This window comes from Caldovatus aquaticus (assembly GCF_019458025.1).
Classification (GTDB): domain Bacteria; phylum Pseudomonadota; class Alphaproteobacteria; order Acetobacterales; family Acetobacteraceae; genus Caldovatus; species Caldovatus aquaticus.
The window spans coordinates 14,579-37,884 of record NZ_JAHZUY010000027.1; the positions used below are offsets into that span (position 1 = coordinate 14,579).

A 23,306-nucleotide genomic window follows, 5' to 3' on the forward strand; every position below is an offset into this window, starting at 1 on the left:
TGACCCCTGGGGCGGGCGGCGCGAGGACAACAAGGAAGGAGATTCCGCCATGCGCTCCGCCAGCCTGGCTCCCGCCGACCGCTCCGATGCCGGCCGCCGCGAGGAGGACGGCGCCGCCGGCAGGACGGTCCGGCGCTTCAACGCGCAGGAGGCGCTGATCTGCGCCATGGTGCTGATGGCCGCCTCGGACCGCAGCATGTCGGACGCCGAACTCGCCATGATGGCGCGGATGGTGCAGGAGCTGCCGGTCTTCGCCGACTTCAACGCGGCCGAGATCGAGGTCGTCACCGAGACGGTGCTGCGCCTGCTCGACGAGACCGACGGGCTCGACCGCGCCTGCACCATGATCCGCGAGGCGCTGCCGGCGCGGCTGCGCGAGACCGCCTACCTGCTCGCCTGCGAGGTGGCGGCCGCCGACGGCGACGCGACGCAGGAGGAATTGCGCTTCCTGCAGGACCTGCGGATCGCGCTCGATCTCGACCGGCTGGTGGCCGGCGCGATCGAACGGGCGGCACGGGCGCGCTACCAGGTGATCTGAGGCGCCGCGTCCGGACGAGGCGGCCTGCGCGGGGAATGGGGGCGCCGGTTCGCCCGGTGCTTGCGGGGGCCGCCCCGGCATGCATGCTGCGGGCATGGCGGCGGCACGGTCGGCCGGCGGGGAGGCGCCGACGCGGGGAGGACCAAGGGCGTTGGCACCCCGCCTGACGCTCTGCGCCGGGCAGTATGGCAGCGGCTCGACCTGGGTCTTCAACGCGGTGCGGGGCCTGCTCGCGCAGGCCACGGGACGAGGCGAGATCCCGGGGTTCTACGCGGACAGCCTGCGCGACCTCCCGGAATTCACGCGCGTCGGCGCGCCGCTGGTGGTGAAGGCGCACCGGCCGGACCGCTCGCTGCGGCTGCTCGGGGCGCTCTACGGGGCGCCGATGGTGGTCTCGGTGCGCGATCCGCGCGACGCCGTGGTCTCGATGGCGCAGCGGTTCGGCGAACCGGTGCCGGACTGCGCGCGCGCCGTCGCGGAAAGCGCGCGCCACCTGGTGCTGCTGCTCGCCCAGCCGCGCGTGCTGGTGCTTCGCTACGAGGACCGCTTCACGGCGGCGGACGGCACGGTCGCGCGCCTTGCCGCCTTCCTGGGACTGGCCGTGTCCGAGGCGTCCTGCGCGCAGATCGCCGCCGGCCTCACGCCGGAGCGGGTGCGCGCGACGGTCGCTGCGCTGGAGCAGGCGGGCGTCTATGGCGCCGGGCCCGATCCGCGGCGGCACGATCCGGCGACGCTCTGGCATGCGCGGCATGTCGGCGACGGGCGCGTCGGCAAGCACCGCGAGGCGCTGGCGCCCGAGGCGGCGGCGGAGGTGCTGGCCGCGACAGCGGAGTACTGCCGGGCCTTCGGCTACGGCGGGGAGGAGGCCGCCGCGGCCGGCTCCGCGGCAGGCGGCTCCGGCGTGCCCGGCTGACCCGCCGACTCGCCGCGGGACGGGAATGACGGGACGGCCCGGTGGTCCGCGCCTCGGCCTTGTGCCGCCTCGGACGCGCGGGACGCGGCGCACGCCCCCGGGCTGCCGTGATCCCGGCCGCTGACGGCCCTGGGCACGCCCCGGCAGGGGATGGCTGCCCCCTTCGGACGGCCGGAGGCGGCCGGGAGCGTCGGCCGGCTCCGCGGGCATGACCGGGAGCCGCCGCTGCGAGCTGGGCGGAGCGGAGCCGGCTCCGGAACGGGGAGGAAGAGGGCAGGGGCCGTCCCGGCGCGGACGGCCGGAACCCGGCGTCCGGGATGGGGCGGCCCGCCGTGCCTTCGCGGCCCGGCGATCCGGCACCGGATGCAGCTGCGACGCCCGCATGTGCCCGGTGGGACTCGAACCCACGACCCCAAGATTAAAAGTCTCGTGCTCTACCGACTGAGCTACGGGCACCTCGGCCAGGGCAAGAGCGCCGCGGGAGAGGGGCTGTCAAGCCCGGCGTGCTGCCGCGGCCGCCCTCCCTCCGCGCCCGCGCCCCGTCAGCCTTCCTGCGCGTCGGCGAGGAGGACGGCGCGCTGGATGCGGTCCGGATCGCGCGCCTGGCCGTGCGCGCCGGCGCCGCGCTTGACGCGGTCCATCACCTCCATGCCGGCAACAACGCGCCCCCAGATCGTGTACTGGCCGTCGAGGTGGGGCGCCGGGGCGAACATGATGAAGAACTGGCTGTTGGCACTGTTCGGGTCGGCCGTGCGCGCCATGCCGCAGGTGCCGCGAACGAAGCGCGCCTTGGCGGGCGGGGAGAACTCGGCCGGCAGGTTGGGGAGATCGGAGCCGCCGGTGCCGGTGCCGGTGGGGTCGCCACCCTGGGCCATGAAGCCCTCGATCACCCGGTGGAACGGCGTGCCGTCGTAGAAGCCGCGGCGCGCGAGGGTCTTGATCCGCTCGACATGCAGGGGAGCGAGATCGGGCAGGAGCTCGATCGTCACCCGCCCGTCCTTGAGCTCGAGGATCAGCCGGTTCTCGTTCGCCGCGTCCCGTGTCGCGGCGGCCTCGGCCGGCGCGGTTTCGGCGGGGGCGGGGCTGGTGGCGCCGGGCTCGGCCGGGGCGGGGGACCTGTCCTGATCGTCGCTCATCGCGCTGTGCGCTCCTTAAACTGTGCCGGCCGGAGAAGGGGGCGGGCGGCCGCGAACGGGCGATCCCCCGTCAGCCCCGGATGTCCGCCGCGACCTTCATGCTGCGGATGCGGTCCGGGTTGCTCACCAAGCCGCCGCGGGCGGGATCGCCCGGCTTGATGCGGTCCACCGCCTCCATCCCCGCCACCACCCGGCCCCAGATCGTGTACTGGCCGTCGAGGTGGGGCGCCGGGGCGAACATGATGAAGAACTGGCTGTTGGCGCTGTTCGGGTCGGCGGTGCGCGCCATGCCGCAGGTGCCGCGCAGGAAGCGGGCGCGCGAGGGCGGGGAGAACTCGGCCGGCAGGTTGGGGAGGTCGGAGCCGCCGGTGCCGGTGCCGGTGGGGTCGCCGCCCTGGGCCATGAAACCGGGAATGACCCGGTGGAACGGCGTGCCGTCGTAGAAGCCGCGGCGCGCGAGGATCTTGATCCGCTCGACATGGCGGGGCGCGAGCTGCGGCAGGAGCTCGATCGTCACCCGCCCGTCCTTGAGCTCGAGGATCAGCGTGTTCTCGGGATCGGCTGGAGCGCCCGCGGGCTGCGCCGCGGCCCGGCCGGCGCCGAGCCCGGCGAGGGCCGCGCCGGCGGCCAGGACATCGCGGCGGGCGATGCCGTGCGTCGTCGGCGGCATCTCAGCCCCCTTCCGGCCGGCCGACTGCCGGCGCGCGCCCCACGCGGGCCAGGGTGCGTTCGAGCGTCAGCCGCGGCACGAAGCTCGAGATGTCGCCGCCGAGCTGGGCGATCTCCTTGACGAAGCGCGAGGAGATGAACTGGTTCGTCTCGCTCGCCATCAGGAACACCGTCTCGATCTCGGGATCGAGGCGGCGGTTCATGCCGGTCATCTGGAACTCGTAGTCGAAATCGGTCACCGCGCGCAGGCCGCGGATGATCATCCGCGCCCCGATCTGGCGCGCGAACTCGATCAGCAGGCCCTCGAACGGGATCACCTCGATCGCGGTGCCGGTGCGCTCGGCGATCGCCGCGACCTCCGCCCTGACCAGCTCGACCCGCTCCTCGAGCGGGAAGAGCGGGCCCTTGCCGATGTTGATCGCCACGCCGACGACGAGGCGCGAGCAGAGCCGGGCGCCGCGGCCGATGATGTCGAGATGGCCGTTGGTGACCGGGTCGAAGGTGCCGGGATAGAGGCCGACGCCACGCTCAGGCATCGGAATCGCCCTGCTCCGGCCTCGCTGCCGGTGCCGGTTGCCGCGGCGGCGCCGGCGCGCCTTCGGCGTGTTCGGCCGCGGCGTCGTTGTCCACGACCGGGAAGCAGCTCGTCACGCGTTCCCCCTCGTCCAGTCGAAGCAGCATCACGCCCATCGCCAGGCGGCCGGTGATCCGCACCTGCTCGACAGGCAGGCGGATCAGGCGCCCCCCGCTCGTGACCAGCATCACATCATCCCCCGGGCGGACCGGGAAGGTGGCGACCACCTCGCGCCCCGTGCGGGGGGTGAGGACGATGCCGGTGATGCCCTGGCCGCCGCGGCCGGTGACGCGGTAGTCGTAGGCCGAGCTGCGCTTGCCGAAGCCGGCGTCGGTGACGGTGAGGATCTGTTCCTCGGCGGCCTCCAGCTCGGCGAAGCGCTCGGGGCTCAGGGTGACCTCGGCCTCGGCCGCCTCCTCGCCCTCCTCGGCGGCGGCGGCGGCGATGGCCCCGCCATTGCCGTTGCCGTTCGCCTCCGCCGCGGCCGCGTCCTCCGTGCCCGCGGCGCGGCGCTTCTGGGCGGCGGCCCTGAGGTAGGCGGCGCGCTCCCCGGTCGTGGCCTCGACGTGGCGCAGCACGGCGAGCGCGATCACCGCATCGCCCGGGGCGAGCCGGATGCCGCGCACGCCCGAGGAATCGCGGCCGGCGAAGACGCGGAGCTGATCGGCCTCGGCGACGAAGCGGAGGGCGCGCCCCTTGCGCGTGGCGAGCAGGATGTCGTCGCCCTCGCGGCAGGTGGCGACGCCGATCAGCGTGTCCCCCTCCTCGAGCTTCATCGCGATCAGCCCGGAGGCGCGGACGTTGCGGAAGTCGGAGAGCCGGTTGCGCCGGACGTTGCCCTGGGCGGTGGCGAAGACGAGGTGCAGGTTCTCCCACAGCGCCTCGTCCTGCGGCAGCGGCAGCACGGCGGTGACGGTCTCCTCCGCCTGCAGCGGCAGGAGCTGGCGCAGGCTGCGCCCCTTGCCCTGCGGCCCGGCCTCGGGGAGCTGCCAGACCTTCTCGCGGAAGGCCATGCCGCGCGAGGTGAAGAACAGCACCCACTGGTGGGTGTGGGCGATGAAGGAGCGGGTCACGACGTCGTCCGCCCGCGTCGCCGCGGCGGCGCGGCCGCGCCCGCCGCGGTTCTGCGCGCGGAAGGTCTCGAGCGGCGTGCGCTTCACGTAGCCGTCGCGCGTCAGCGTGACGACCATCATGCCCGGCTCGATCAGGCTCTCGTCGTCCACCTCGGCGATCGCGTCCACGATCTGCGTCAGGCGCGGCGTCGCGAGCTGCGCGCGCACGGTGAGCAGCTCCTCGCGCATCACCTCCATCCGCCGCGGCCGGCTGGCGAGGATCTCGAGCAGCTCGCGGATGCGCGCCGCGACCTCCTGCAGCTCGGCGGCGATCTTCTCGCGCTCGAGGCCCGTCAGCCGCTGCAGGCGCAGCTCGAGGATCGCCTTCGCCTGGTCCTCGGTCATGCGCACCGTACCGTCGGGGGCGATGCGGTTGCGCGCGTCGTCCACCAGGTCGAGCAGCGCGCCGACGTCGCCGGCCGGCCAGTCGCGCGCCATCAGCGCGGCGCGGGCGGCGGCGGCGTCGGGGCTCTCGCGGATCAGGCGGATCACCTCGTCGATGTTGGCCACCGCGATGGCGAGGCCGATCAGCGTGTGGCCGCGCTCGCGCGCCCGGGCGAGGCGGAAGCGGCTGCGGCGGAGGATCACCTCCTCGCGGAAGCGGAGGAAGGCGAGCAGGGCGTCGCGCAGCCCCATCTGGCGCGGCTGGCCCCCGTCGAGGGCGAGGAAGTTCACCGCGAAGGAGGTCTGGAGCTGCGTCAGCCGGTAGAGCTGGTTCAGCACCACTTCCGGCGTCGCGTCGCGCCTGAGCTCGATGACGATGCGCAGGCCCTCGCGGTCGGACTCGTCGCGGATGTCGGAGATGCCCTCGATCTGCTTGCCGCGCACCAGCTCGGCGATGCGCTCGAGCAGCGTCGCCTTGTTGACCTGGTAGGGGATCTCGGTGACGACGATCTGGGCGCGTCCGCCGCGCAGCTCCTCGATCTCGGCGCGGGCGCGGAGCGGGATCGAGCCGCGGCCGGTCTCGTAGGCGGCGCGGATTCCCGCCCGGCCGAGGATCACGCCCCCGGTCGGGAAGTCGGGGCCCGGCAGGAGGCGCATCAGCGCCTCGAGCGGCGTCGCCGGATCGGCGATCAGCGCGAGCGTTGCGTCGATCACCTCGCCCGGATTGTGGGTCGGGATGTTGGTCGCCATCCCGACCGCGATGCCGTTGGCGCCGTTGACCAGGAGGTTCGGGAAGGCGGCGGGCAGGACCCGCGGCTCCTGCTCCGACTCGTCGTAGTTCGGCTGGAAATCGACCGTGTCCTCGTCGATGCCCTCGAGCAGCGCGGTGGCGGCGCGGGCGAGGCGGACCTCGGTGTAGCGCATCTGCGCCGGCGGGTCGCCGTCCACCGAGCCGAAATTGCCCTGCCCGTCGATCAGGGGGACGCGCATCGAGAAGGGCTGCGCCATGCGCACCATGGCGTCGTAGATCGAGGCGTCGCCGTGGGGGTGGTACTTGCCCATCACGTCGCCGACGACGCGCGCCGACTTGCGGTGCGGCTTGTCGTGCGTGTAGCCCGCCTCATGCATCGCGTAGAGGATGCGCCGGTGCACCGGCTTGAGGCCGTGGGGGGCGGGCGGGCGGGGGGGGGCGGGTCGGGGCCCCGCGACGATCACGCTCATGGCGTAGTCGAGGTAGGAGCGGCGCATCTCCTCCTCGAGCGCGACCGGGACGGTGTCCTCCGGGCGCTCGGGAGGCGGCGGCGCCGCGCCGCCGTCCGCGGTGGTGTCGCTCACGCTGTCGTCCTAGCCGAGAACTGCGGCCCGCCGCGCGAGGGCGGCGCCGGCGGGCCGGTGAATGTCAGAACGGGATCTCGTCGTCCAGATCGGAGCCGCCCTTGGCGGGCCGGTCCCAGCCCTGCCGGCCGCCCCGCTCGCGCTCGCCGCCATAGCCGCCGCGGGACGGGCCGCCGGCCGGGGCGCCGCGCTCGTACTCGCCCGCCTCGGCCCCGCCGCCCTCGGCGCGGCTGTCGAGCAGCACCAGCTCGCCCCGGAAGCGCTGCAGCACGACCTCGGTCACGTAGCGCTCCTGGCCGTCCTTGTCGGTGTATTTGCGGGTCTGCAACGAACCCTCGAGATAGACCTTGCGGCCCTTGCGCAGGAACCGTTCCGCCACCTCGCCGAGCCGCTCGTTCCAGATCACCACGCGGTGCCATTCGGTCCGTTCCTGGCGCTCGTTGGTCTGGCGGTCGTTCCAGGTTTCCGAGGTGGCGACCCGCAGCTCGACGACCTTCTGCCCGCCCTGGGTATTCCGCACCTCCGGGTCCCGCCCCAGATTGCCCACCAGGATGACCTTGTTCACGCTGCCGGCCATGCCGCACGGTTCCTTGCTCTCGCGCCACGACCCTAGCCCGGGGCGGGCCGTGCGGCCAGCCTGAGCCTGGACGGGGGGACCCCTCGCCACCACGCGGCGGGGCCCGGTCCGTCCGGGTCACGGGAACCCCTTCCCGCAACCCCCAATATGGTGCCAAATCGCCCGGAACACAACGCGAACCCGGCCGAGTCCGCCGGGCCGCCAACCCCCTCGATGGACCCACGATGAGCGGAATGATCCGCATCCGCGGCGCGCGCGAGCACAACCTCCAGAACCTCGACCTCGACATCCCGCGCGGCACGCTGACGGTGATCACCGGGCTGTCGGGCTCCGGCAAGTCGTCGCTCGCCTTCGACACCATCTACGCCGAGGGCCAGCGGCGCTACGTCGAATCGCTCTCGGCCTACGCCCGGCAGTTCCTGCAGCTGATGCAGAAGCCGGACGTGGACTCGATCGAGGGCCTGTCGCCCGCGATCTCGATCGAGCAGAAGACCACCTCGCACAACCCGCGCTCGACCGTCGGCACCGTCACCGAGATCCACGACTACATGCGCCTGCTCTGGGCGCGCGTCGGGGTGCCCTACTCGCCGGCCACCGGGCTGCCGATCGAGGCGCAGACCGTCTCGCAGATGGTGGACCGCGTGCTGGCGATGCCGGAGGGCACGCGGCTCCTGATCCTCGCCCCGGTGGCGCGCGGCAGGAAGGGCGAGTTCCGCAAGGAATTCGCCGAATACCTCCGCCGCGGCTTCGAGCGGGTGAAGGTGGACGGCACGCTCCACCTGCTCACCGAGGCGCCACGGCTCGACAAGAAGCTCAAGCACGACATCGAGGTGGTGGTGGACCGCATCGTCGTGCGCGAGGGCATCGCAAGCCGCCTCGCCGATTCCTTCGAGACCGCGCTCGGCCTCGCCGACGGCGTGGCCTACGCGGAGAACGCCGACACCGGCGAGCGCACCGTCTTCTCCTCGCGCTTCGCCTGCCCGGTCTCCGGCTTCACCATCGAGGAGATCGAGCCGCGGCTGTTCAGCTTCAACTCGCCGCAGGGCGCCTGCCCGGCCTGCGACGGCCTCGGCACCCAGACCTTCTTCGACCCGATGCTGGTGGTGCCGGACGACCGGCTCAGCCTCAGGGACGGCGCGATCGCGCCCTGGACCGGCGCGCAGTCGCCCTACTACGACCAGACGCTCGAGAGCCTCGCGCGCCACTTCCGGGTCGCGACCACCACCCCCTGGGGCGAGCTGCCGCAGCACGTGCGCCACGCCATCCTGCACGGCACCGGCGAGGAGGTCGTCACGCTGCGCTACAAGGACGGGCTGCGCGCCTACGAGGTGAAGAAGCCCTTCGAGGGCGTGATCCCGAACCTCGAGCGCCGCTTCCGCGAGACCGACAACCCCTGGGTGCGCGAGGACCTCGCCCGCTACCAGGCGGAGAAGCCGTGCGAGGCGTGCCACGGCTACCGCCTGCGGCCGCAGGCGCTGGCCGTGAAGGTCGCCGGCCTGCACATCGGCGAGGCGTCGGAGCTCTCGATCCGCAGGGCGCGCGAGTGGTTCGCCGGGGTGTACGAGACGCTGACGCCGCAGCGGCAGGAGATCGCGCGGCGCATCCTGCGCGAGATCAACGACCGGCTGCAGTTCCTGGTGGATGTCGGGCTCGACTACCTCACCCTCGCGCGCTCCTCGACCACGCTCTCGGGCGGCGAGTCGCAGCGCATCCGCCTCGCCTCGCAGATCGGCTCGGGCCTCACCGGCGTGCTCTACGTGCTCGACGAGCCCTCGATCGGCCTGCACCAGCGCGACAACGAGCGGCTGCTCGGCACGCTGCGGCGCCTGCGCGACCTCGGCAACACCGTGCTCGTCGTCGAGCACGACGAGGAGGCGATCCGCGCCGCCGACCACCTGGTGGACATCGGCCCGCTTGCCGGCAAGAACGGCGGCCGCGTCGTCGCCCAGGGCACGCCGGCGGAGGTCGCGGCGAACCCGGCGAGCCTCACCGGCCAGTACCTCTCCGGCGCGCGTCGCATCGAGCTCCCGCCCGAGCGCCGCAAGGTGGACCGCCGGCGCCTGCTGCGCGTGGTCGGCGCCCGCGGCAACAACCTCAAGAACCTCACCGCCGCGATCCCGCTCGGCACCTTCACCTGCGTCACCGGCGTCTCCGGCGGCGGCAAGTCCACGCTGGTGGTGGAGACGCTCTACAAGGCCGCGGCGCGCCGCCTGATGGGCGCGGCCGAGGTGCCGGCGCCGCACGAGCGCATCGAGGGCCTCGAGCACCTCGACAAGATCATCGACATAGACCAGTCGCCGATCGGCCGCACCCCGCGCTCCAACCCCGCGACCTACACCGGGCTGTTCACGCCGATCCGCGACTGGTTCGCGGAGCTCCCCGAAGCCCGCGCCCGCGGCTACGCGCCAGGCCGCTTCAGCTTCAACGTCAGGGGCGGGCGCTGCGAGGCCTGCCAGGGCGACGGCGTGCTGAAGATCGAGATGCACTTCCTGCCCGACGTGTACGTCACCTGCGACACCTGCAAGGGCAGGCGCTACAACCGCGAGACGCTGGAGGTGCGGTTCCGCGGCAGGTCCATCGCCGACGTGCTCGACATGACGGTGGACGAGGCGCTGGAGTTCTTCTCCGCCGTTCCCGCGATCCGCGACAAGCTCAAGGTGCTCTCCGAGGTCGGGCTCGGCTACATCCACCTCGGCCAGCAGGCCACGACCCTCTCGGGGGGCGAGGCGCAGCGCATCAAGCTCGCCAGGGAGCTCTCCCGCCGCGCCACCGGGCGCACCCTCTACATCCTCGACGAGCCGACGACGGGCCTGCACTTCGAGGACGTGCGCCGGCTGCTCCAGGTGCTGCACGCGCTGGTCGAGCAGGGCAATACGGTGGTGGTGATCGAGCACAACCTGGAGGTCATCAAGACCGCCGACTGGATCCTCGACCTCGGCCCGGAGGGCGGCGACGGCGGCGGGCGGATCGTGGCCGAGGGCACGCCGGAGCAGGTCGCGGCGACACCGGGCAGCCACACCGGGCGGTTTCTCGCGCCGATCCTCGCCCGGCACGGGCGCGCAATCGCCGCGGCGGAGGAGCCGGCGGCGCGCCGCACCCGCCGGCGCGTCGGTGCCGCGTGAGCGCGCCCCTCCGACGGCGCGGGCCGGGGCGTCAGGCCCGTCCGCGCAGCGCCGCCCAGGTGACGGCGAGGCGATCCCCCAGCCCGCGGCCGGGCCGCGCGGCGGCGAGCCCGGCGCGCCGCAGGCGGCGCGCGTCGCGCCGCGCCAGCACCGCGGGCAGCGCCGCGGCGATCCAGGCGGCGGGCACCCGCCCGGCCGGCGGCGGCGCCAGCGCGGGACTGTCGAGCAGCGCCCGCGCCAGCGCCCGCCATCCCGGCGCCGCGGGATCGCGCGCCGCCGCCTCGGCGGACAGGCCATGGGCCGCGAGCAGATCGGCCGGCAGCAGGCACCACCCCTGTCGCGCCAGGGCCGGCGCGGCGCGCAGCACGCCCGCGGCGCCATAGGCCGCCCCGCGTGCCTCGAGGCCGGGCAGCGCCTCGGCCGGCGCCCCGAGCAGCCGCCCCGCCGCGATCGCGAAGCGGCCGGCGGTGCCGCGCAGATAGGCGTGAAACGACTCCTGCGTGGGGAAGGGGACCTCCTCCGCCTCCGCCGCGCGCGCATCGGCGAGGGCGATGAGGTCGGCGGCATCGAGCGCGCCGGCGCGGATCGCCACGGCGAGCGGCACCGCCACCTCATGGCGCGGCGGGGGAGCGCCGGCGGCCGCCGCCGCCACGGTGTCGCGCCACCATTGCAGGCGGATCAGCGCCGCCAGCGGGCGCGCGGCCACGGCGCGGACCCGCGCCAGCTCGGCGTTGTAGGCGATCAGCGCGAACAGCGCCTCGCGCCGCTCCGCCGGGGCGAAGAGCGCACAGAGGAAGCGGTCCGGGTCCTGCGCGCGCGCGAGGCGAGCGACCGGGGAGAGGGCGGGGGCGGCCATGCGCCGGCGCTCATGACGGCGTGGCGGCAACGGCGCAAGCGCCGCCGGCGAGGCGACGCGGACGGGATGCGGCGAAGGGCAGCGGCGCCTCTCGCCGCCCGGAGCGGCCACGCCGGCTTTGCTTGACGCCCCATCGGGCGACGCCTAGCTCTGCCCGCGGCGGCCGGGGGGCGCGAGGTCCGCCCGCCGCGCCCGCACGCAGCCAGAGAACACGGGAGAGACTCCGATGCCCTTCAGCCTGCCGTCCTTGCCCTATTCCTACAACGCGCTGGCCGCCCGGGGCATGTGCCAGGAGACGCTGGAGCTGCACCACGGCAAGCACCATCAGGCCTACGTCACCGCGCTCAACGGCCTGATCGAGAGCAAGGGCCTGCAGGGCAAGACGCTCGAGCAGATCGTCGCCGAGGCCGGCCGGCAGGGCGCCGACGGCCTTCCCGTGCTGAACCAGGCGGGCCAGCACTGGAACCACTGCCTGTTCTGGCAGGTGATGTCGCCCGATGGCGGCGGCGACAAGCTGCCCGGGCACCTCGCCAGCAAGATCAACCAGGACTTCGGCGGCCTGGCGCAGTTCAAGGAGGCGTTCAAGCAGGCCGGCGTGACGCAGTTCGGCTCCGGCTGGGCGTGGCTGATCGTCGCGCCGGACGGCAAGCTCAGGGTGACGAAGACGCCGAACGGGGCGAACCCGATCTCGACCGGCGAGGGCACGCCGATCCTCGGCTGCGACGTGTGGGAGCACAGCTACTACCTGGACTTCCGCAACCGCCGGCCGGACTACCTGCAGAACTTCCTCGACTGGCTGGTGAACTGGGAGGCGGTGGCGACCTTCCTGCAGCAGGGCGGGATGAAGACCGGCCAGAGCGCCTGAGCCGCAGCGGCGCGTCACGCTGCGCCCGCAGGGGAGGGGGGAGTTCGCCGACGGCTCAGCGGAGGGCGAGAAGCACCGCGCTGCGCCCGCAGAGGAGGGGGGGGCCGGCCGCACGGCCCGGCCCCCTCGCCCTTCACTCGGCCGGAAGCGCGCGCCCCGCATGCGGCGACGCGGCGCCGGCCGCGGGCGGCAGCAGCCCATCGGCCGCATCCCCCAGTTCCGTCCTCCAGGGACGCCACCGCTCCATCGTCCAGAGGACGAGCGAAAGCGGCACCGCGACGGCAAGCGCGAGCGGCCAGAACGGCACGCCAAGCACAACGTCGAGCGTCAGCTTGCCCTGCCCGCCGGCGGCAAGCCACGGCGCCAGGGCCGGCTCGGCGTAGATGAAGGTCACGGCGCCGAGCAGCCCGCCCGCCAGGGTGAACCAAGCGTCCCGGTAGCCGGCACCGATCTGCACGAGCACGGTGCCGGGGCAGGCCCCTGCCAGCGCGATCCCGGCGCCGAGCACCAGGCCGCCGACCAGGTCGGCCACGGGCAGCGTTGCCTTGGGCGCGAGCTTCGCCCAGCCGAACCCGGTCAGGACCGCGAGCACCACCAGCCCGGCGGCGACGCCGGCGAGGAAGACGCGCAGCATCAGGAAGTTCCGGAGCTGGAACTGGCCGACGATCACTGCCGGCTCGAACACCCGGCTCTTCTCGAGCAGGAAGCCGAACACCACGCCCATGGCGAGGCCAAGCAGAACGGCGGAAAACACGGACATCGTCGCCTCCCTTCCTCAGCGCACCGGCCGGAACAGCATCGCGGTGGCGATGCCGCCGGCGAACATCGCGCCCACGGCGATGAAGGATCCGATGGCGAGCTGCGCCATGCCCGACAGGCCGTGGCCCGAGGTGCAGCCATCGGCGATGCGCGCGCCGAGCAGCATCAGGAAGCCGCCGGCGAAGGCCATGGCGAAGCGGCCGCCGGGGCCGACGCCGGCGATCCGCTGCCAGACCGGGGCGATGCCGCGGCGCCGCGCGCCGGAGAGCGAGGCCGACAGCAGCGCGCCGAGCGCGATGCCGGCGACCAGCGCCACCTGCCACCAGTTCTTCGCGCCGCTGAGGTGCGCCGCGGCGTAGCGGAGGGCGCGGACGCCCGGATCGAACACCTCGGCCAGGGTGGCGCCGACCGTGACGTAGGAGGAGGACGCGCCGAGCGCCGTGCCGAGGAAAAGGAAGGCGGGGATCTGCAGCAGCCCGATCGCCGCTCCCGCCAGATAGGGCGACCAGGCCTTCTCGGTGAGGCGTGGCATTGCGGAACCCTTCATGCCTGCAGCCGGCGGGCTTGCCGGCCATGGCCGCAACGCTGCTCCCCGGGCCCGTACCCGGCCTTGATTCAGCGCAACCGGCTTGACCCGGCGCAATCAGGAGGGCGCGAGCGCCGCCGCGCGGGCGATGCCGGGGGTGGGGGGCGGCGGATGCCAGGACGCGCCTGCGGCTGTCCGGGGGCCGCGGCCCGGGCGGGCGCCTTGAGCCGCTGGGCCGGCCTCCCGGGCGCCCGGCGGTATCCCGGCCGCGCCGCACGGCGGCGGGCGCCGGGTGCGGGACGGCGGGAGCGCCGGCGGAGGGGAGGGAGCGCGCCGGGCGCGGCGGCGATCGCCGCCGCCTCAGCCCGCCTTCGCGGCGGATTCGCCCGTGGCGCCCTCCGGCCGGATCACGCTGCTGATGGTGCCGCGCACCACCGTCACCCGCACGTTCGGGGCGATCTCCACCTCGATCTCGTCGGAGTTGTCGCGCACGTTGGTGATCCGCCCGACGATGCCGCCCCCGGTGACGATCCGGTCGTTGCGCTTGAGCGAGGCGAGCATCTCGCGATGCTCCTTCATCTTCTTCTGCTGCGGGCGGATCAGCACGAAGTAGAACACGCCGAAGATCAGCAGGAGCGGCATCAGCTGGAGCAGCACGTCGCCTCCGCCCCCGGCCGCCTGCGCATGCGCCGGCGCGATCGCGAGCGGGATCCAGGCGAGGGTGGTCCAGAGCAGCGTCCACATGGCGGGTCCGGCGTCCCTAGTGATGCGGTCCGCCGTCGCGCCGGGGAGGCTTGCCGGCGCAGGCGGTTTGCGGGGAAAAGGCAGCGCACCCTAGCCGCCCGCCCCCGCCCGTCAATACCGCTCCGCCTCCGCGCCGCGCGCGCCACCGAACCGGACGACACACCGACAGAGCGACCCGACCGATGAGCGATCCCAGCCTGCTCCCCGCCCTCGAACGCATCGCCGCGGCGCTCGAGCGCCTCGCGCCGCCCGCCCCGCCGCCGCCCGACCTCGGCGCCGCCGACGCCTTCGTCTGGCACCCGCGCCCCGCGCCGCGGCTCGCCCCGGTGCGCCGTGTCGCCGCAGTGCCGATCGAGCTGCTGCAGGGGGTGGACCGGCAGAAGGCGATCCTGCTCGAGAACACGCTGCGCTTCGCGCGCGGCCTGCCGGCCAACAACGTCATGCTCTGGGGCGCGCGCGGGATGGGCAAGTCCTCGCTGGTCAAGGCCGCGCACGCGGCCTGCAACGCCGAGGTGCCGGGCTCCCTCGCGCTGATCGAGATCCACCGCGAGGACATCCGCACCCTGCCCGAGCTGCTCGACATCCTGCGCGGCCAGCCCAGGCGCTGCCTCGTGTTCTGCGACGACCTCTCGTTCGAGCGCGAGGACACCGACTACAAGGCGCTCAAGAGCGTGCTCGAGGGCGGCATCGAGGGGCGGCCGCCGAACGTGCTGTTCTACGCCACCTCCAACCGCCGCCACCTGATGCCGCGCGACATGATCGAGAACGAGCGCAGCACCGCGATCAACCCCGCCGAGGCGGTGGAGGAGAAGGTCTCGCTCAGCGACCGCTTCGGCCTGTGGATCGGCTTCCACAATTGCGACCAGGAGACCTACTTCGCGATGGTCGAGGGCTATGCGCGCGCCTTCGGCCTGCCGATCGGGGCCGAGGAGCTGCGCCGCGCCGCCAACGAGTGGTCGGTCACGCGCGGCGCGCGCTCGGGCCGCGTCGCCTGGCAGTGCATCCAGGACCTCGCGGGGCGGCTCGGCGTGCCGATCCCCGGGGCGTAGCGCGCGCCGACCGCCTCGGGCCGCGCCGGCGGCGGCCACGCCGGACGCCCGGCGACGCGATGCCGTCGGCACGGCCGGGAAGCGGGCGCGCCGTGCCGCCCGTCGCGTTGCCGGCCCGGGGGAGGCCGACTAGCATCGCCGCCGCGAGGCGTCGTTGGCGGCGCGCACGGAGGAAGCGGCGGATGAAGGTGTACCAGGCGATCGCCGAGGCGATCGTGGCGGAGGATACGGGCCCGATCTTCGGCCTGATGGGCGACGGCAACATGTCGCTCTGGAGCGTGCTCGGGAGGGATCCGCGCGTGCGCATGGTCTCCTCGCGCCACGAGGCGGCGGCGGTCTCCATGGCCGACGGGCATTTCCGGGCCACCGGCCGGATCGGCGTCGCCACCGTCACCTGCGGGCCCGGCCTGACGCAGTGCGGCACCTCGCTGGTCTGCGCGGCGCGCAACCGCTCGGCGCTGGTGCTGATCGCGGGCGAGGTGCCGCAGGGCGCGAAGAACCGGATGCAGGGCCTGGACCAGCGCCGCTTCGCCGAGGCCTGCGAGGCCCGCTACTTCACCATCACCGGCCCCGACGCCCTCGCCGAGGAGATTGCCGAGGCCTTCTACGCCGCGCGCGTCCATCGCGGCCCGGTCGTGCTCGGCCTGCCGATGGACATCCAGGAGCGCAGCTTCGACTGGGACTTCGCCTACCGCCCCTCGACCGACTTCCTCCCCCCGCTGGCGCCGGCGCCGAGCGAGGAGGCGCTGGAGGCGGTGGTGGAGAAGCTCGCCGCGGCCGAACGGCCGGTGATCGTCGCCGGGCGCGGCGCGCGCTACGCCGGGGCGAAGGAGGAGATCCTCCGCCTCGCCGACCGCGTCGGCGCGCTGCTCGCCACCTCGCTGCAGGCGAAGGGGCTGTTCGCCGGCCATCCCTGGGACGTCGGCATCGCCGGCACCTTCGCCAGCGCGCCGACCGAGGCGCTGATGGCGGAGGCCGACTTCGTCCTCGGCGTCGGCGCCGAACTCGGCTACTACACAAGCGAGGGCGGCCTGCTCTTCCCGCAGGCCGAGGTCGCGCGCATCGACATCCGCCCGGCGCCGGAGGAGATCGGCGTGCTGCCCGGCCTCTACCTGCGCGCCGACGCGCGGAAGGCGGTGGCCGCGATCAACGAGCGGCTGGAGCGGCGCCAGGTGCGCAAGCAGGGCTTCCGCACCCCGGCCGCGCGCGCGGTGCTCGACGCGCCGCCGCACCAGTATCCGAAGCCGGAGGACGGCCTCGATCCGCGCGCGCTGATGCGCAGCCTGGGGCCCGCCCTGCCGCCGGACGTGCTGATCACCTGCGGCGTCGGGCACTTCTTCTCCTTCCCGGCGATGTATCTCGCCGTGCCGGAGGGCGGCGACATCCGCTTCTCCTCGCAGTTCGGCTCGATCGGCCAGGGGCTCAGCCTCGCGATCGGCGTCGGCGTCGCCACCCCCGGGCGGCCGCACCTGCTGATCGAGGGCGACGGCAGCCTGATGATGTACCTGCAGGAGCTCGACACGGTGGTGCGCGAGAAGATGCAGCTCACCATCCTGGTGATGAACGACGCCGGCTTCGGCGCCGAGGTGCACAAGCTGCGCGCCAAGGGCATGGACCAGACGCTCGCGCAGTGGCAGTCGCCCGATTTCGTCGCCCTCGCGCGCGCCTTCGGCGGCGACGGCGTGCGGCTGCAGCGCGAGGCCGACGTCGGCGACGCGGTGCGGCGCGGCTTCGTGCGGGGCGGCCTGTTCGTCGTCGACGCCCGCGTCTCGCCGAGCACGGTGAGCGATCCCTACAGCAAGATCCATTTCGGCAAGCCGAACACGGCGCCGCTGCTGCGCCCCGCCGCGGTGGGCTGAGCCGTGGAGTTCGCGGGCGAATTCCGCGTCCCTGGCCGGCCGGAGGAGGTGATCCTCCGCTTCGCCGACGTCGAGCGCATGGCCCGCTGCATGCCCGGCGCGGTGGTCGAGGGGCGCGACGAGGAGGGCGCCTGGCTCGGCGCCATGGTGGTCGCCTTCGGGCCGAAGAGGATCCGCTTCAAGGGCAAGCTGACCGCGGAGACCGATCCGGCGACGCTGAGCGGCCGGCTCCAGGGACGCGGCACCGCCGACCTGCGCGCCGCGCGCGTCGGCTTCCGCGTGGACTACACGGTGCGCGCCGACCCCGACGCGCCGCCGGAGCGGCCCGCCTCGATCGTCGCGCTGCGCTCGGCGGCGGAGCTGACGGGGGTGCTCGCGGATTTCGCACGCACCGGCGGCGTCGCCTTCGCCAACGCGCTGATGGAGGAATTCTCCCGGCGCGCCGCCGAGGAATTCGCGCGCGACCTCGCGCCGGCGCCGCCGCCGGCGGAGGCGGCGGCCGGCGCCTCCGCGACAGCATCCGCCGCGCCGGCCCAGCCCGTGCCGCCGCCCGCGCCGGCGCAGCCCCTGCAGGCGCACCGCCTGCTGTGGACGGTGGTGAAGGCGAAGCTGCGCGCGCTTCTGGCCTGGCTCGGCCTGCGGCCGCAAGCGCCGCCGCCCGCGCCGCGCGCCGAGTGAGGACGCAGCCGCGCCGCGGCTTGGCCGCGCGCTGCGCCGGCGCTAGCAAGGCGCGACCGGGAAGGGGACGCGCATGACCGCCACCGCCGCCGAACGGCTGATCGCATTCCTCGCCGCGCAGGGCATAGACCGCGCCTTCTGCGTGCCGGGCGAGAGCTACATCGCGCTGCTCGACGCGCTGCACGCGCACCCGACGATCGACCTCGTCGTCGCGCGCCAGGAGGGCGGCGCCGGCTTCATGGCGGTGGCCGACGCGAAGCTCACCGGCCGGCCCGGCGTGGTGCTGGTCTCGCGCGGCCCCGGCGCGTGCAACGCCGCGATCGCGGTGCACACGGCGGAGCAGGACGCGGTGCCGCTGATCCTGCTGGTCGGCCAGGTCGAGCGGCGCGACCTGCGCCGCAACGCCTTCCAGGAGATCGACTACGCCAGCATGTTCCGCGGCATCGCCAAGTGGATCGGCGAGGCGACGGACCCGGAGCAGGTGCCGGAGCTGATCGCGCGCGGCTACGCCATCGCCATGCAGGGCGTGCCCGGCCCGGTGGTGCTGAGCCTGCCCGAGGACGTGCTGGCGATGCCCTGCGCGACGCCCGTCCCGCCCGCCACGCTCGTCCGCCCGGCGCCGCCTGCCGCCGCGGACGCGGCGCGCCTCGCCGCCCTGCTGCGCGCGGCGGAGCGCCCGGTGGTGCTCGCCGGCCACGCCCTCGACGCGCCGGGCGGGCGCGAGGCGCTGCTCGGCTTCGCCGAGCGCTGGCGCCTGCCGGTCGCGGTCTCCTTCCGCCGCCAGGACCTGTTCCCGAACGACCATCCGCTCTACGCCGGCGACCGCAGCTTCGGCACGCCGCCGGCGCAGGCCGCGGCGTTCGACGAGGCGGATCTCGTGCTTGCCCTCGGCACCCGCCTGACCGACCTGACGACCCAGGGCTACGCCTGGCCGCGCCCCGGCCAGCGCCTCGTGCATGTCTGCGCCGAGCCGCGCTTCCTCGGCTGGCAGTTCCCCGCCGAGCTGGCGCTCGCCGCCGATGCGCGCGCGGTGATCGCGGCGCTCGCGCGCGAGCCGGCCGGCGCGCCGGCGGGGCGCGAGGCGTGGTGCGCCCGGCTGCGCGCGCTGCAGACCGCCGACAGCCAGGTGGTCGCGCGCAGCTACCCCGACGGCGTCGCCTTCGCGCAGGTGGCGAAGCTGGTCGGCGAGCTGGCGCCGGCCGATGCGATCGTCACGCTCGACGCCGGCACCTTCGGTGCGCCGTTCTACCGCAAGGTCGCCTGGCGCCCGCCGCAGCGCCTGCTCGCGCCCGTCTCCGGCGCCATGGGCTTCGGCGTGCCGGCCGCGGTCGCGGCGGCGCTGCGCCATCCCGAGCGGCCGGTGATCTGCGCCGTGGGCGACGGCGGGGCGCTGATGACGGGCGGCGAGCTCGCGGTCGGCGTCGCGCGCGGGGCGAACATCAAGCTGCTGCTCTCCGACAACGGCTGCTACGCCTCGATCCGCATCCACCAGGAGCGCGCGCACCCCGGCCGGGTCAGCGGCACCGACCTCGCCAATCCGGACTTCGCGACCTGGGCCGCCGCCTTCCGCGTGCCGGTGCTGCGGGTGGAGACCGAGGCCGACCTGCCGCGGCTCGCCGCGGCGCTGCGCGCGCCGGGGCCGCTCGCCGCGATCGTGCGCACGAGCCTCGAGGCCGTGCTGCCGCGCCCGCTCGCGGTCGCCGCGGAATAGCCGCGGCGGGCGCGCCGCGCCGTCCGCGATCCGCTCTACTCCAGCCGGATGTTGTTGTCGCGGATCAGGCGCCGCAGCGGCTCCGCCTCCTCGCGCAGCATGGCGGCGAAGGCCTCGGGCGGCGCGGGCCGCGGCACCACGCCTTCGCCGGTCAGCCAGGCGTGCATGTCCGGCTGGCGCAGGATGTCCTGCACCGCGGCGTTCACCCGCCGCACCACCGGCGCCGGCAGCCGCGCCGGCCCCATCACGCCGAGCCCGTCCACCAGCCGCGCCCCGGGCACCGCCCGCTCGCCCACCGTCGGCAGGTCGGGCAGCACCGGCGAGCGTTCGCCATTGGCCACCGCGATCGCCCGCGCGCGGTTGTCGTTGATGTAGGGCCGCGCGAACAGCAGCGTCGCGAGCATCGCGTCCACCCGCCCGCCGAGGAAGTCCGCCATCGCCGCCGTGCCGCCGCGATAGGGCACGTGCAGCATGTCGAGCCTGCCGAACGCGATCATCTGCTCGATCAGCAGGTGATAGGAGCTGCCGACGCCGACCGAGGCGAAGTTCAGCCTGCCGGGATGGGCGCGGGCGTAGGCGACGAACTCCTCGATGGTGCGGACCGGCAGGTCCGGGCGCACCAGCAGCACCACCGTCATCGGCCCGATCAGCGCGATCGGCGCCAGGTCGCGCTGCGGATGGAAGTCGAGCCGCAGATCGGCCGCGGCGGCGATCAGCAGATTGCCGTAGGAGGTGAAGAGCAGCGTGTGCCCGTCCGGCTGCGCCCGCGCGACCACGCCGGCGGCGAGGTTGCCGCCCGCGCCGCCGCGGTTCTCGATCACCACCGGCATGCCGAGCGCCGCGCTCAGCCGGTCGCCGACCTTGCGGCCGACGGTGTCGGTGATGGCGCCCGGCGGGTAGGCGATCACGAGGGTGATCGGGCGCGCCGGCCAGGGCGGATCGGCCGCCGCGAGGCGACGCGGCGCGAGCGCCGCCATCGGCGGCGTGGCCGCGAGGCCGGCCAGCGCCCGCCGCGAGAGGCGCGGCCTTCCCGGTGCCACGGGCAGCGGCGGCGATGCGGTGCGGCGGAGGCCGCTCGGCTGCGTCATGGTCGTCTCCTCCTCGCGGGCGGCCGGCCGCGAGGCGCCCGTCCGTCTGCGGTTCCGTCCGCATCGGGACGCTACCGCAGACGGCACGGGCGCCGGAAGAACCGGCGGCCGCCCGGCGTTGTCGCCCCTCCGCGCACGGGCTAGGCTGGCGCCGCCTCCCTCTCCGGCGAGAGCCGTGCCCGCGCCGCTGCCCTGCCATCGTGCCGCCTGCCGCCGCGGCGACCGGACGCCGCCGGGGCGCCGGCTCCGCTGCCCGCCGGGTGGTGCGGCATGAGAGCCGCCGGCGGTCTCGCTGCCGCGCTCGCCGCGACCACCGCCGCGCAAGGGCTGGCGACGCTCGCGGTGTTCGTCTTGCCGGTGCTCGCGCCCGCGGCGACGCGCGAGCTCCGCATCGCCCCCCACTGGATCGGCTATCAGGTGGCGCTGGTCTATGGCGCCGCCGCGATCGGATCCGTGCTCTCGGTCGGCGCGCTGCGCCGCTTCGGCCCAGCGCGCTGCACGCAGATCGCGCTCGGCGCGGCGGCCTTCGCCTGCCTCGCCATGGCGCTCGGCGGGGTGGCGGGGGTCCTGTTCGGCTCGTTGCTGGTCGGGGGCGGCTATGGGCTGACCAATCCGGCGGCGTCGCAGGTGCTCGCGCGCCTCGCGCCGCCCGCGCGCCGCAACATGGTGTTCGCGGTGAAGCAGATGGGCGTGCCGATCGGCGCCGCCCTCGCCGGCCTCCTGCTGCCGGGAGCGAGCCTCGCCCTCGGCTGGCGCGGCACGGCGCTTGCGGTCGCCGCGGCGCTGCTGGCGGCGGCGCTGGCGCTCGGCGCGTTCCGTCCGCACTGGGACGCGGAGCGCGATCCGCGCGGCCGGCTGCTGCGCGGCGGTGCGGGCAGCGGCCTTGCGGCGTTGCGCGAGCGGCCCGGGCTCGCGGCGCTGGCCGCGGTCGGCGGGCTCTACTCCGCGCTCCAGCTCGCCTTCGGCGCCTATGCGGTGACGATGCTGGTGGAGGAGTTCGGCTGGGGACCGGTCGCCGCCGGCGCGGCGGCCGCGACCGCGCAGGTCCTCGGCGCCCTGGCGCGGCTGGCCTGGGGCATGGCGGCGGACCTCTGGCGCAGCGGCCTGGGCGTGCTCGCCGCGATCGGGCTCGCGAGCGCGGCGGGCGTGCTGGCCCTGCCGTTCGCCGTGCGCTGGCCGGAGACGGCGGTGCTGGCGGTGTTCTGCGCGCTCGGTGCCAGCGTGGCGGGCTGGAACGGGGTGCTGATGGCCGAGGCGGCGCGGCTCGCCGCGCCGGGCCGCGCCGGGGAGGCTGCAGGCGGGGTGCTGGCGGTGACCTTCGCCGGCGTGGTCGCGGGGCCGTCGCTGCTTGCGCTGGTGGTCGGCGCACTCGGCTCCTACGCGCTCGCCTTCGCCGCGCTGGCGGTGCTGCCGCTGGCCGGCGCGCTGGCGGCATGGCGGACCCGTCGCCGCGAGGCGGCGGCAGGGGCCGCCGGGAACCGGTAGCGGCACCGGCGGGCCGCGGGTGCCGGCGTCGCGCCCCCGTCCTCGCCGGAACCGGCGGCGCTGCCGGCTGCGGCCGGCCGCTCCGCCGCGGCGCCGGCATCCCCGCCAGGCGTCCGGCGCGATCCCGTCCGCGGCCGCGCCGACGAAGAACGCGCCGCGCGCCCGGCACAGCCAGCACACCGCCTCAGCCCCCGCTCGTGCCGAACAGCCGCGCCGAGGCGATCCGCGCCCCCTCGGCGAGCGCGCGGAGCTTCGCCCACGCCACGTCCGGCGCGACGCGCCCGCGCCCGGCCGCGGTGTCGAAGCCGCAATCGGTACCGGCGAGGACGCGGCGCGGATCGCCCACCGCCCGGACGATGCGTTCGATGCGCTCGGCCACCACCTCCGGGTGCTCGACGAAGTTGGTCAGGGGATCGATCACGCCGGCGACGAGCACCTGGTCCTCGGCCAGCGGGGTGCGCGCGAGGCAGCGGTACTCGTGGGCGTGGCGCGGATTGGCGAAGGGCAGCACCAGGCCGCCGACCTTCGCCGCCAGCAGCACCGGCAGGATCTCGGCGAGCGGCACGTCGGCGTCGTGCGGCCCCTCGTAATTGCCCCAGCAGACGTGCAGCCGCACGCGCTCGCGCGGCACGTTCGCCGGCGCGCGGTTGATGGTCGCGACCACCCGCTCGCAGAAGCCGAGGAAGCCGCCGAGCGGCCGGTCGCGGTAGGAGCAGTGCCGCTCCAGCGCCAGGCCGGGGCAGTCGAGCTGCAGCAGGAACCCGGCGCCGACGATCGCCTCGTACTCCACGCGCAGCGCCTCGCCGAGCGCGTCGAGATAGGCCTGCTCCGTGTCGTAGTGGCGGTTCTGCACGGTCGCCGCGACGATGCCGGGGGAAGGCGCGGTCAGGAAGGCCTCCGCGTAGCGTCCCGCGAAGCCGGCGAGAACGGCGCGGAACTCGGCGCACTCCGCTTCCGCCGCGCCGCGGCCGAGATGGCGACGGGGCCGATCGCGGCGGGGAGGTTCGCCGTGTTGCTCACCGCCTCGCGCGCCGCGGACTGCTCCTCGAACGCCGCCTTGTATTCGGGATAGGCGTCGAGGTCGGCGAAGCCGTGCCGCTCGCCCCGCCCGCCGATGCCGCCGAGGCGGTGGCGCAGGTAGAGCGCGAAGGCCTCGCCCGCTGCTCGCCGTCGTTGATCACGTCGAGGCCGCAGGCGATCTGGCGCGGCACGATGGCGTGGAGCGCCTCGCGCCCGGCGGCGGCGATCGCCGCCTCGTCCACCGCCTCGCCGCGGGCGCGCCGCACGTAGAGCCGCGTCAGCGCGCGCGGGCGCGGCAGGCTGCCG

21 protein-coding genes and 1 tRNA gene are annotated in these 23,306 nt (G+C 74.9%); 10 read left to right on the top strand and 12 right to left on the bottom strand.

Annotated features, from left to right (window positions below):
- Window positions 1-49: 49 nt before the first annotated feature.
- Complete coding sequence (locus K1J50_RS11020) at window positions 50-538, top strand: tellurite resistance TerB family protein (protein ID WP_220117765.1); 489 nt, start codon at window positions 50-52, stop codon at window positions 536-538.
- Window positions 539-689: 151 nt separating this feature from the next.
- On the top strand, window positions 690-1,451 hold the full coding sequence (locus K1J50_RS11025; protein WP_220117766.1) for a sulfotransferase domain-containing protein: 762 nt from the start codon (window positions 690-692) through the stop codon (window positions 1,449-1,451).
- A 383-nt stretch (window positions 1,452-1,834) separates the two neighbouring features.
- On the opposite strand, the gene K1J50_RS11030 is transcribed toward K1J50_RS11025, so the two are convergent.
- The 6 genes from K1J50_RS11030 to ssb form a co-directional block, all read right to left on the bottom strand.
- A tRNA-Lys gene (locus tag K1J50_RS11030) sits at window positions 1,835-1,907 on the bottom strand.
- An 86-nt stretch (window positions 1,908-1,993) separates the two neighbouring features.
- Window positions 1,994-2,587, bottom strand: a complete 594-nt coding sequence (locus K1J50_RS11035) for a peptidylprolyl isomerase (RefSeq protein ID WP_220117767.1) — start codon at window positions 2,585-2,587, stop codon at window positions 1,994-1,996.
- A gap of 70 nt (window positions 2,588-2,657) precedes the next feature.
- On the bottom strand, window positions 2,658-3,257 hold the full coding sequence (locus tag K1J50_RS11040; protein WP_220117768.1) for a peptidylprolyl isomerase: 600 nt from the start codon (window positions 3,255-3,257) through the stop codon (window positions 2,658-2,660).
- Window position 3,258: 1 nt separating this feature from the next.
- Window positions 3,259-3,792, bottom strand: a complete 534-nt coding sequence (gene coaD, locus K1J50_RS11045; RefSeq protein ID WP_220117769.1) for a pantetheine-phosphate adenylyltransferase — start codon at window positions 3,790-3,792, stop codon at window positions 3,259-3,261.
- Window positions 3,785-6,661 carry a DNA gyrase subunit A gene (gyrA, locus tag K1J50_RS11050; RefSeq protein WP_369413574.1) on the bottom strand — a complete coding sequence of 959 codons (2,877 nt, stop codon included), beginning with the start codon at window positions 6,659-6,661 and terminating at the stop codon, window positions 3,785-3,787. Before gyrA ends, coaD begins: the two co-directional genes overlap by 8 nt.
- A 64-nt stretch (window positions 6,662-6,725) precedes the next feature.
- Window positions 6,726-7,238 (bottom strand): single-stranded DNA-binding protein, encoded by a 513-nt coding sequence (ssb, locus tag K1J50_RS11055; protein ID WP_220117770.1) that lies wholly within the window; start codon window positions 7,236-7,238, stop codon window positions 6,726-6,728.
- 224 nt (window positions 7,239-7,462) lie between these two features.
- Here ssb and uvrA point away from each other — a divergent pair, with 224 nt between their 5' ends.
- Window positions 7,463-10,360 (top strand): excinuclease ABC subunit UvrA, encoded by a 2,898-nt coding sequence (gene uvrA / locus K1J50_RS11060; protein WP_220117771.1) that lies wholly within the window; start codon window positions 7,463-7,465, stop codon window positions 10,358-10,360.
- Window positions 10,361-10,391: 31 nt separating this feature from the next.
- Here the strand turns inward: uvrA and K1J50_RS11065 are convergent, their stop codons facing one another.
- On the bottom strand, window positions 10,392-11,216 hold the full coding sequence (locus K1J50_RS11065; RefSeq protein ID WP_220117772.1) for a squalene/phytoene synthase family protein: 825 nt from the start codon (window positions 11,214-11,216) through the stop codon (window positions 10,392-10,394).
- Window positions 11,217-11,442: 226 nt separating this feature from the next.
- On the opposite strand from K1J50_RS11065, the gene K1J50_RS11070 reads away from it, so the two are divergent.
- Window positions 11,443-12,081, top strand: coding sequence for a superoxide dismutase (locus K1J50_RS11070; protein ID WP_220117773.1), 639 nt, complete (start codon window positions 11,443-11,445; stop codon window positions 12,079-12,081).
- 133 nt (window positions 12,082-12,214) lie between these two features.
- Here the strand turns inward: K1J50_RS11070 and K1J50_RS11075 are convergent, their stop codons facing one another.
- The 3 genes from K1J50_RS11075 to yajC form a co-directional block, all read right to left on the bottom strand.
- Window positions 12,215-12,841 (bottom strand): YeeE/YedE thiosulfate transporter family protein, encoded by a 627-nt coding sequence (locus K1J50_RS11075; RefSeq protein WP_220117774.1) that lies wholly within the window; start codon window positions 12,839-12,841, stop codon window positions 12,215-12,217.
- Between the two features lie 15 nt (window positions 12,842-12,856).
- Window positions 12,857-13,387 (bottom strand): YeeE/YedE thiosulfate transporter family protein, encoded by a 531-nt coding sequence (locus K1J50_RS11080; protein WP_220117775.1) that lies wholly within the window; start codon window positions 13,385-13,387, stop codon window positions 12,857-12,859.
- Window positions 13,388-13,726: 339 nt separating this feature from the next.
- Window positions 13,727-14,110 carry a preprotein translocase subunit YajC gene (gene yajC / locus K1J50_RS11085; protein ID WP_220117776.1) on the bottom strand — a complete coding sequence of 128 codons (384 nt, stop codon included), beginning with the start codon at window positions 14,108-14,110 and terminating at the stop codon, window positions 13,727-13,729.
- 182 nt (window positions 14,111-14,292) lie between these two features.
- Here yajC and K1J50_RS11090 point away from each other — a divergent pair, with 182 nt between their 5' ends.
- The 4 genes from K1J50_RS11090 to K1J50_RS11105 all read left to right on the top strand — a co-directional run bounded on the left by K1J50_RS11090 (window position 14,293) and on the right by K1J50_RS11105 (window position 19,407).
- Complete coding sequence (locus K1J50_RS11090; RefSeq protein WP_220117777.1) at window positions 14,293-15,159, top strand: ATP-binding protein; 867 nt, start codon at window positions 14,293-14,295, stop codon at window positions 15,157-15,159.
- A gap of 182 nt (window positions 15,160-15,341) precedes the next feature.
- The gene (locus K1J50_RS11095; protein ID WP_220117778.1) at window positions 15,342-17,018 is read left to right on the top strand and encodes a thiamine pyrophosphate-binding protein; all 1,677 of its coding nucleotides are present in this window, start codon (window positions 15,342-15,344) and stop codon (window positions 17,016-17,018) included.
- A 3-nt stretch (window positions 17,019-17,021) separates the two neighbouring features.
- Window positions 17,022-17,696, top strand: a complete 675-nt coding sequence (locus K1J50_RS11100) for an SRPBCC family protein (protein WP_220117779.1) — start codon at window positions 17,022-17,024, stop codon at window positions 17,694-17,696.
- A gap of 73 nt (window positions 17,697-17,769) precedes the next feature.
- A complete protein-coding gene (locus K1J50_RS11105; protein ID WP_220117780.1) occupies window positions 17,770-19,407 on the top strand; it encodes a thiamine pyrophosphate-binding protein in 1,638 nt (545 codons plus the stop codon).
- Window positions 19,408-19,442: 35 nt separating this feature from the next.
- On the opposite strand, the gene K1J50_RS11110 is transcribed toward K1J50_RS11105, so the two are convergent.
- On the bottom strand, window positions 19,443-20,495 hold the full coding sequence (locus K1J50_RS11110; protein ID WP_220117781.1) for a Bug family tripartite tricarboxylate transporter substrate binding protein: 1,053 nt from the start codon (window positions 20,493-20,495) through the stop codon (window positions 19,443-19,445).
- A 270-nt stretch (window positions 20,496-20,765) separates the two neighbouring features.
- On the opposite strand from K1J50_RS11110, the gene K1J50_RS11115 reads away from it, so the two are divergent.
- On the top strand, window positions 20,766-21,980 hold the full coding sequence (locus K1J50_RS11115; protein WP_220117782.1) for an MFS transporter: 1,215 nt from the start codon (window positions 20,766-20,768) through the stop codon (window positions 21,978-21,980).
- Between the two features lie 184 nt (window positions 21,981-22,164).
- On the opposite strand, the gene K1J50_RS11120 is transcribed toward K1J50_RS11115, so the two are convergent.
- Window positions 22,165-22,833: a uroporphyrinogen decarboxylase/cobalamine-independent methonine synthase family protein gene (locus K1J50_RS11120; protein ID WP_220117783.1), complete on the bottom strand. Its 669-nt coding sequence runs from the start codon at window positions 22,831-22,833 to the stop codon at window positions 22,165-22,167.
- Between the two features lie 239 nt (window positions 22,834-23,072).
- Here K1J50_RS11120 and K1J50_RS11125 point away from each other — a divergent pair, with 239 nt between their 5' ends.
- Window positions 23,073-23,270 (top strand): hypothetical protein, encoded by a 198-nt coding sequence (locus K1J50_RS11125; protein ID WP_220117784.1) that lies wholly within the window; start codon window positions 23,073-23,075, stop codon window positions 23,268-23,270.
- The last annotated feature ends 36 nt before the right edge of the window (window positions 23,271-23,306 follow it).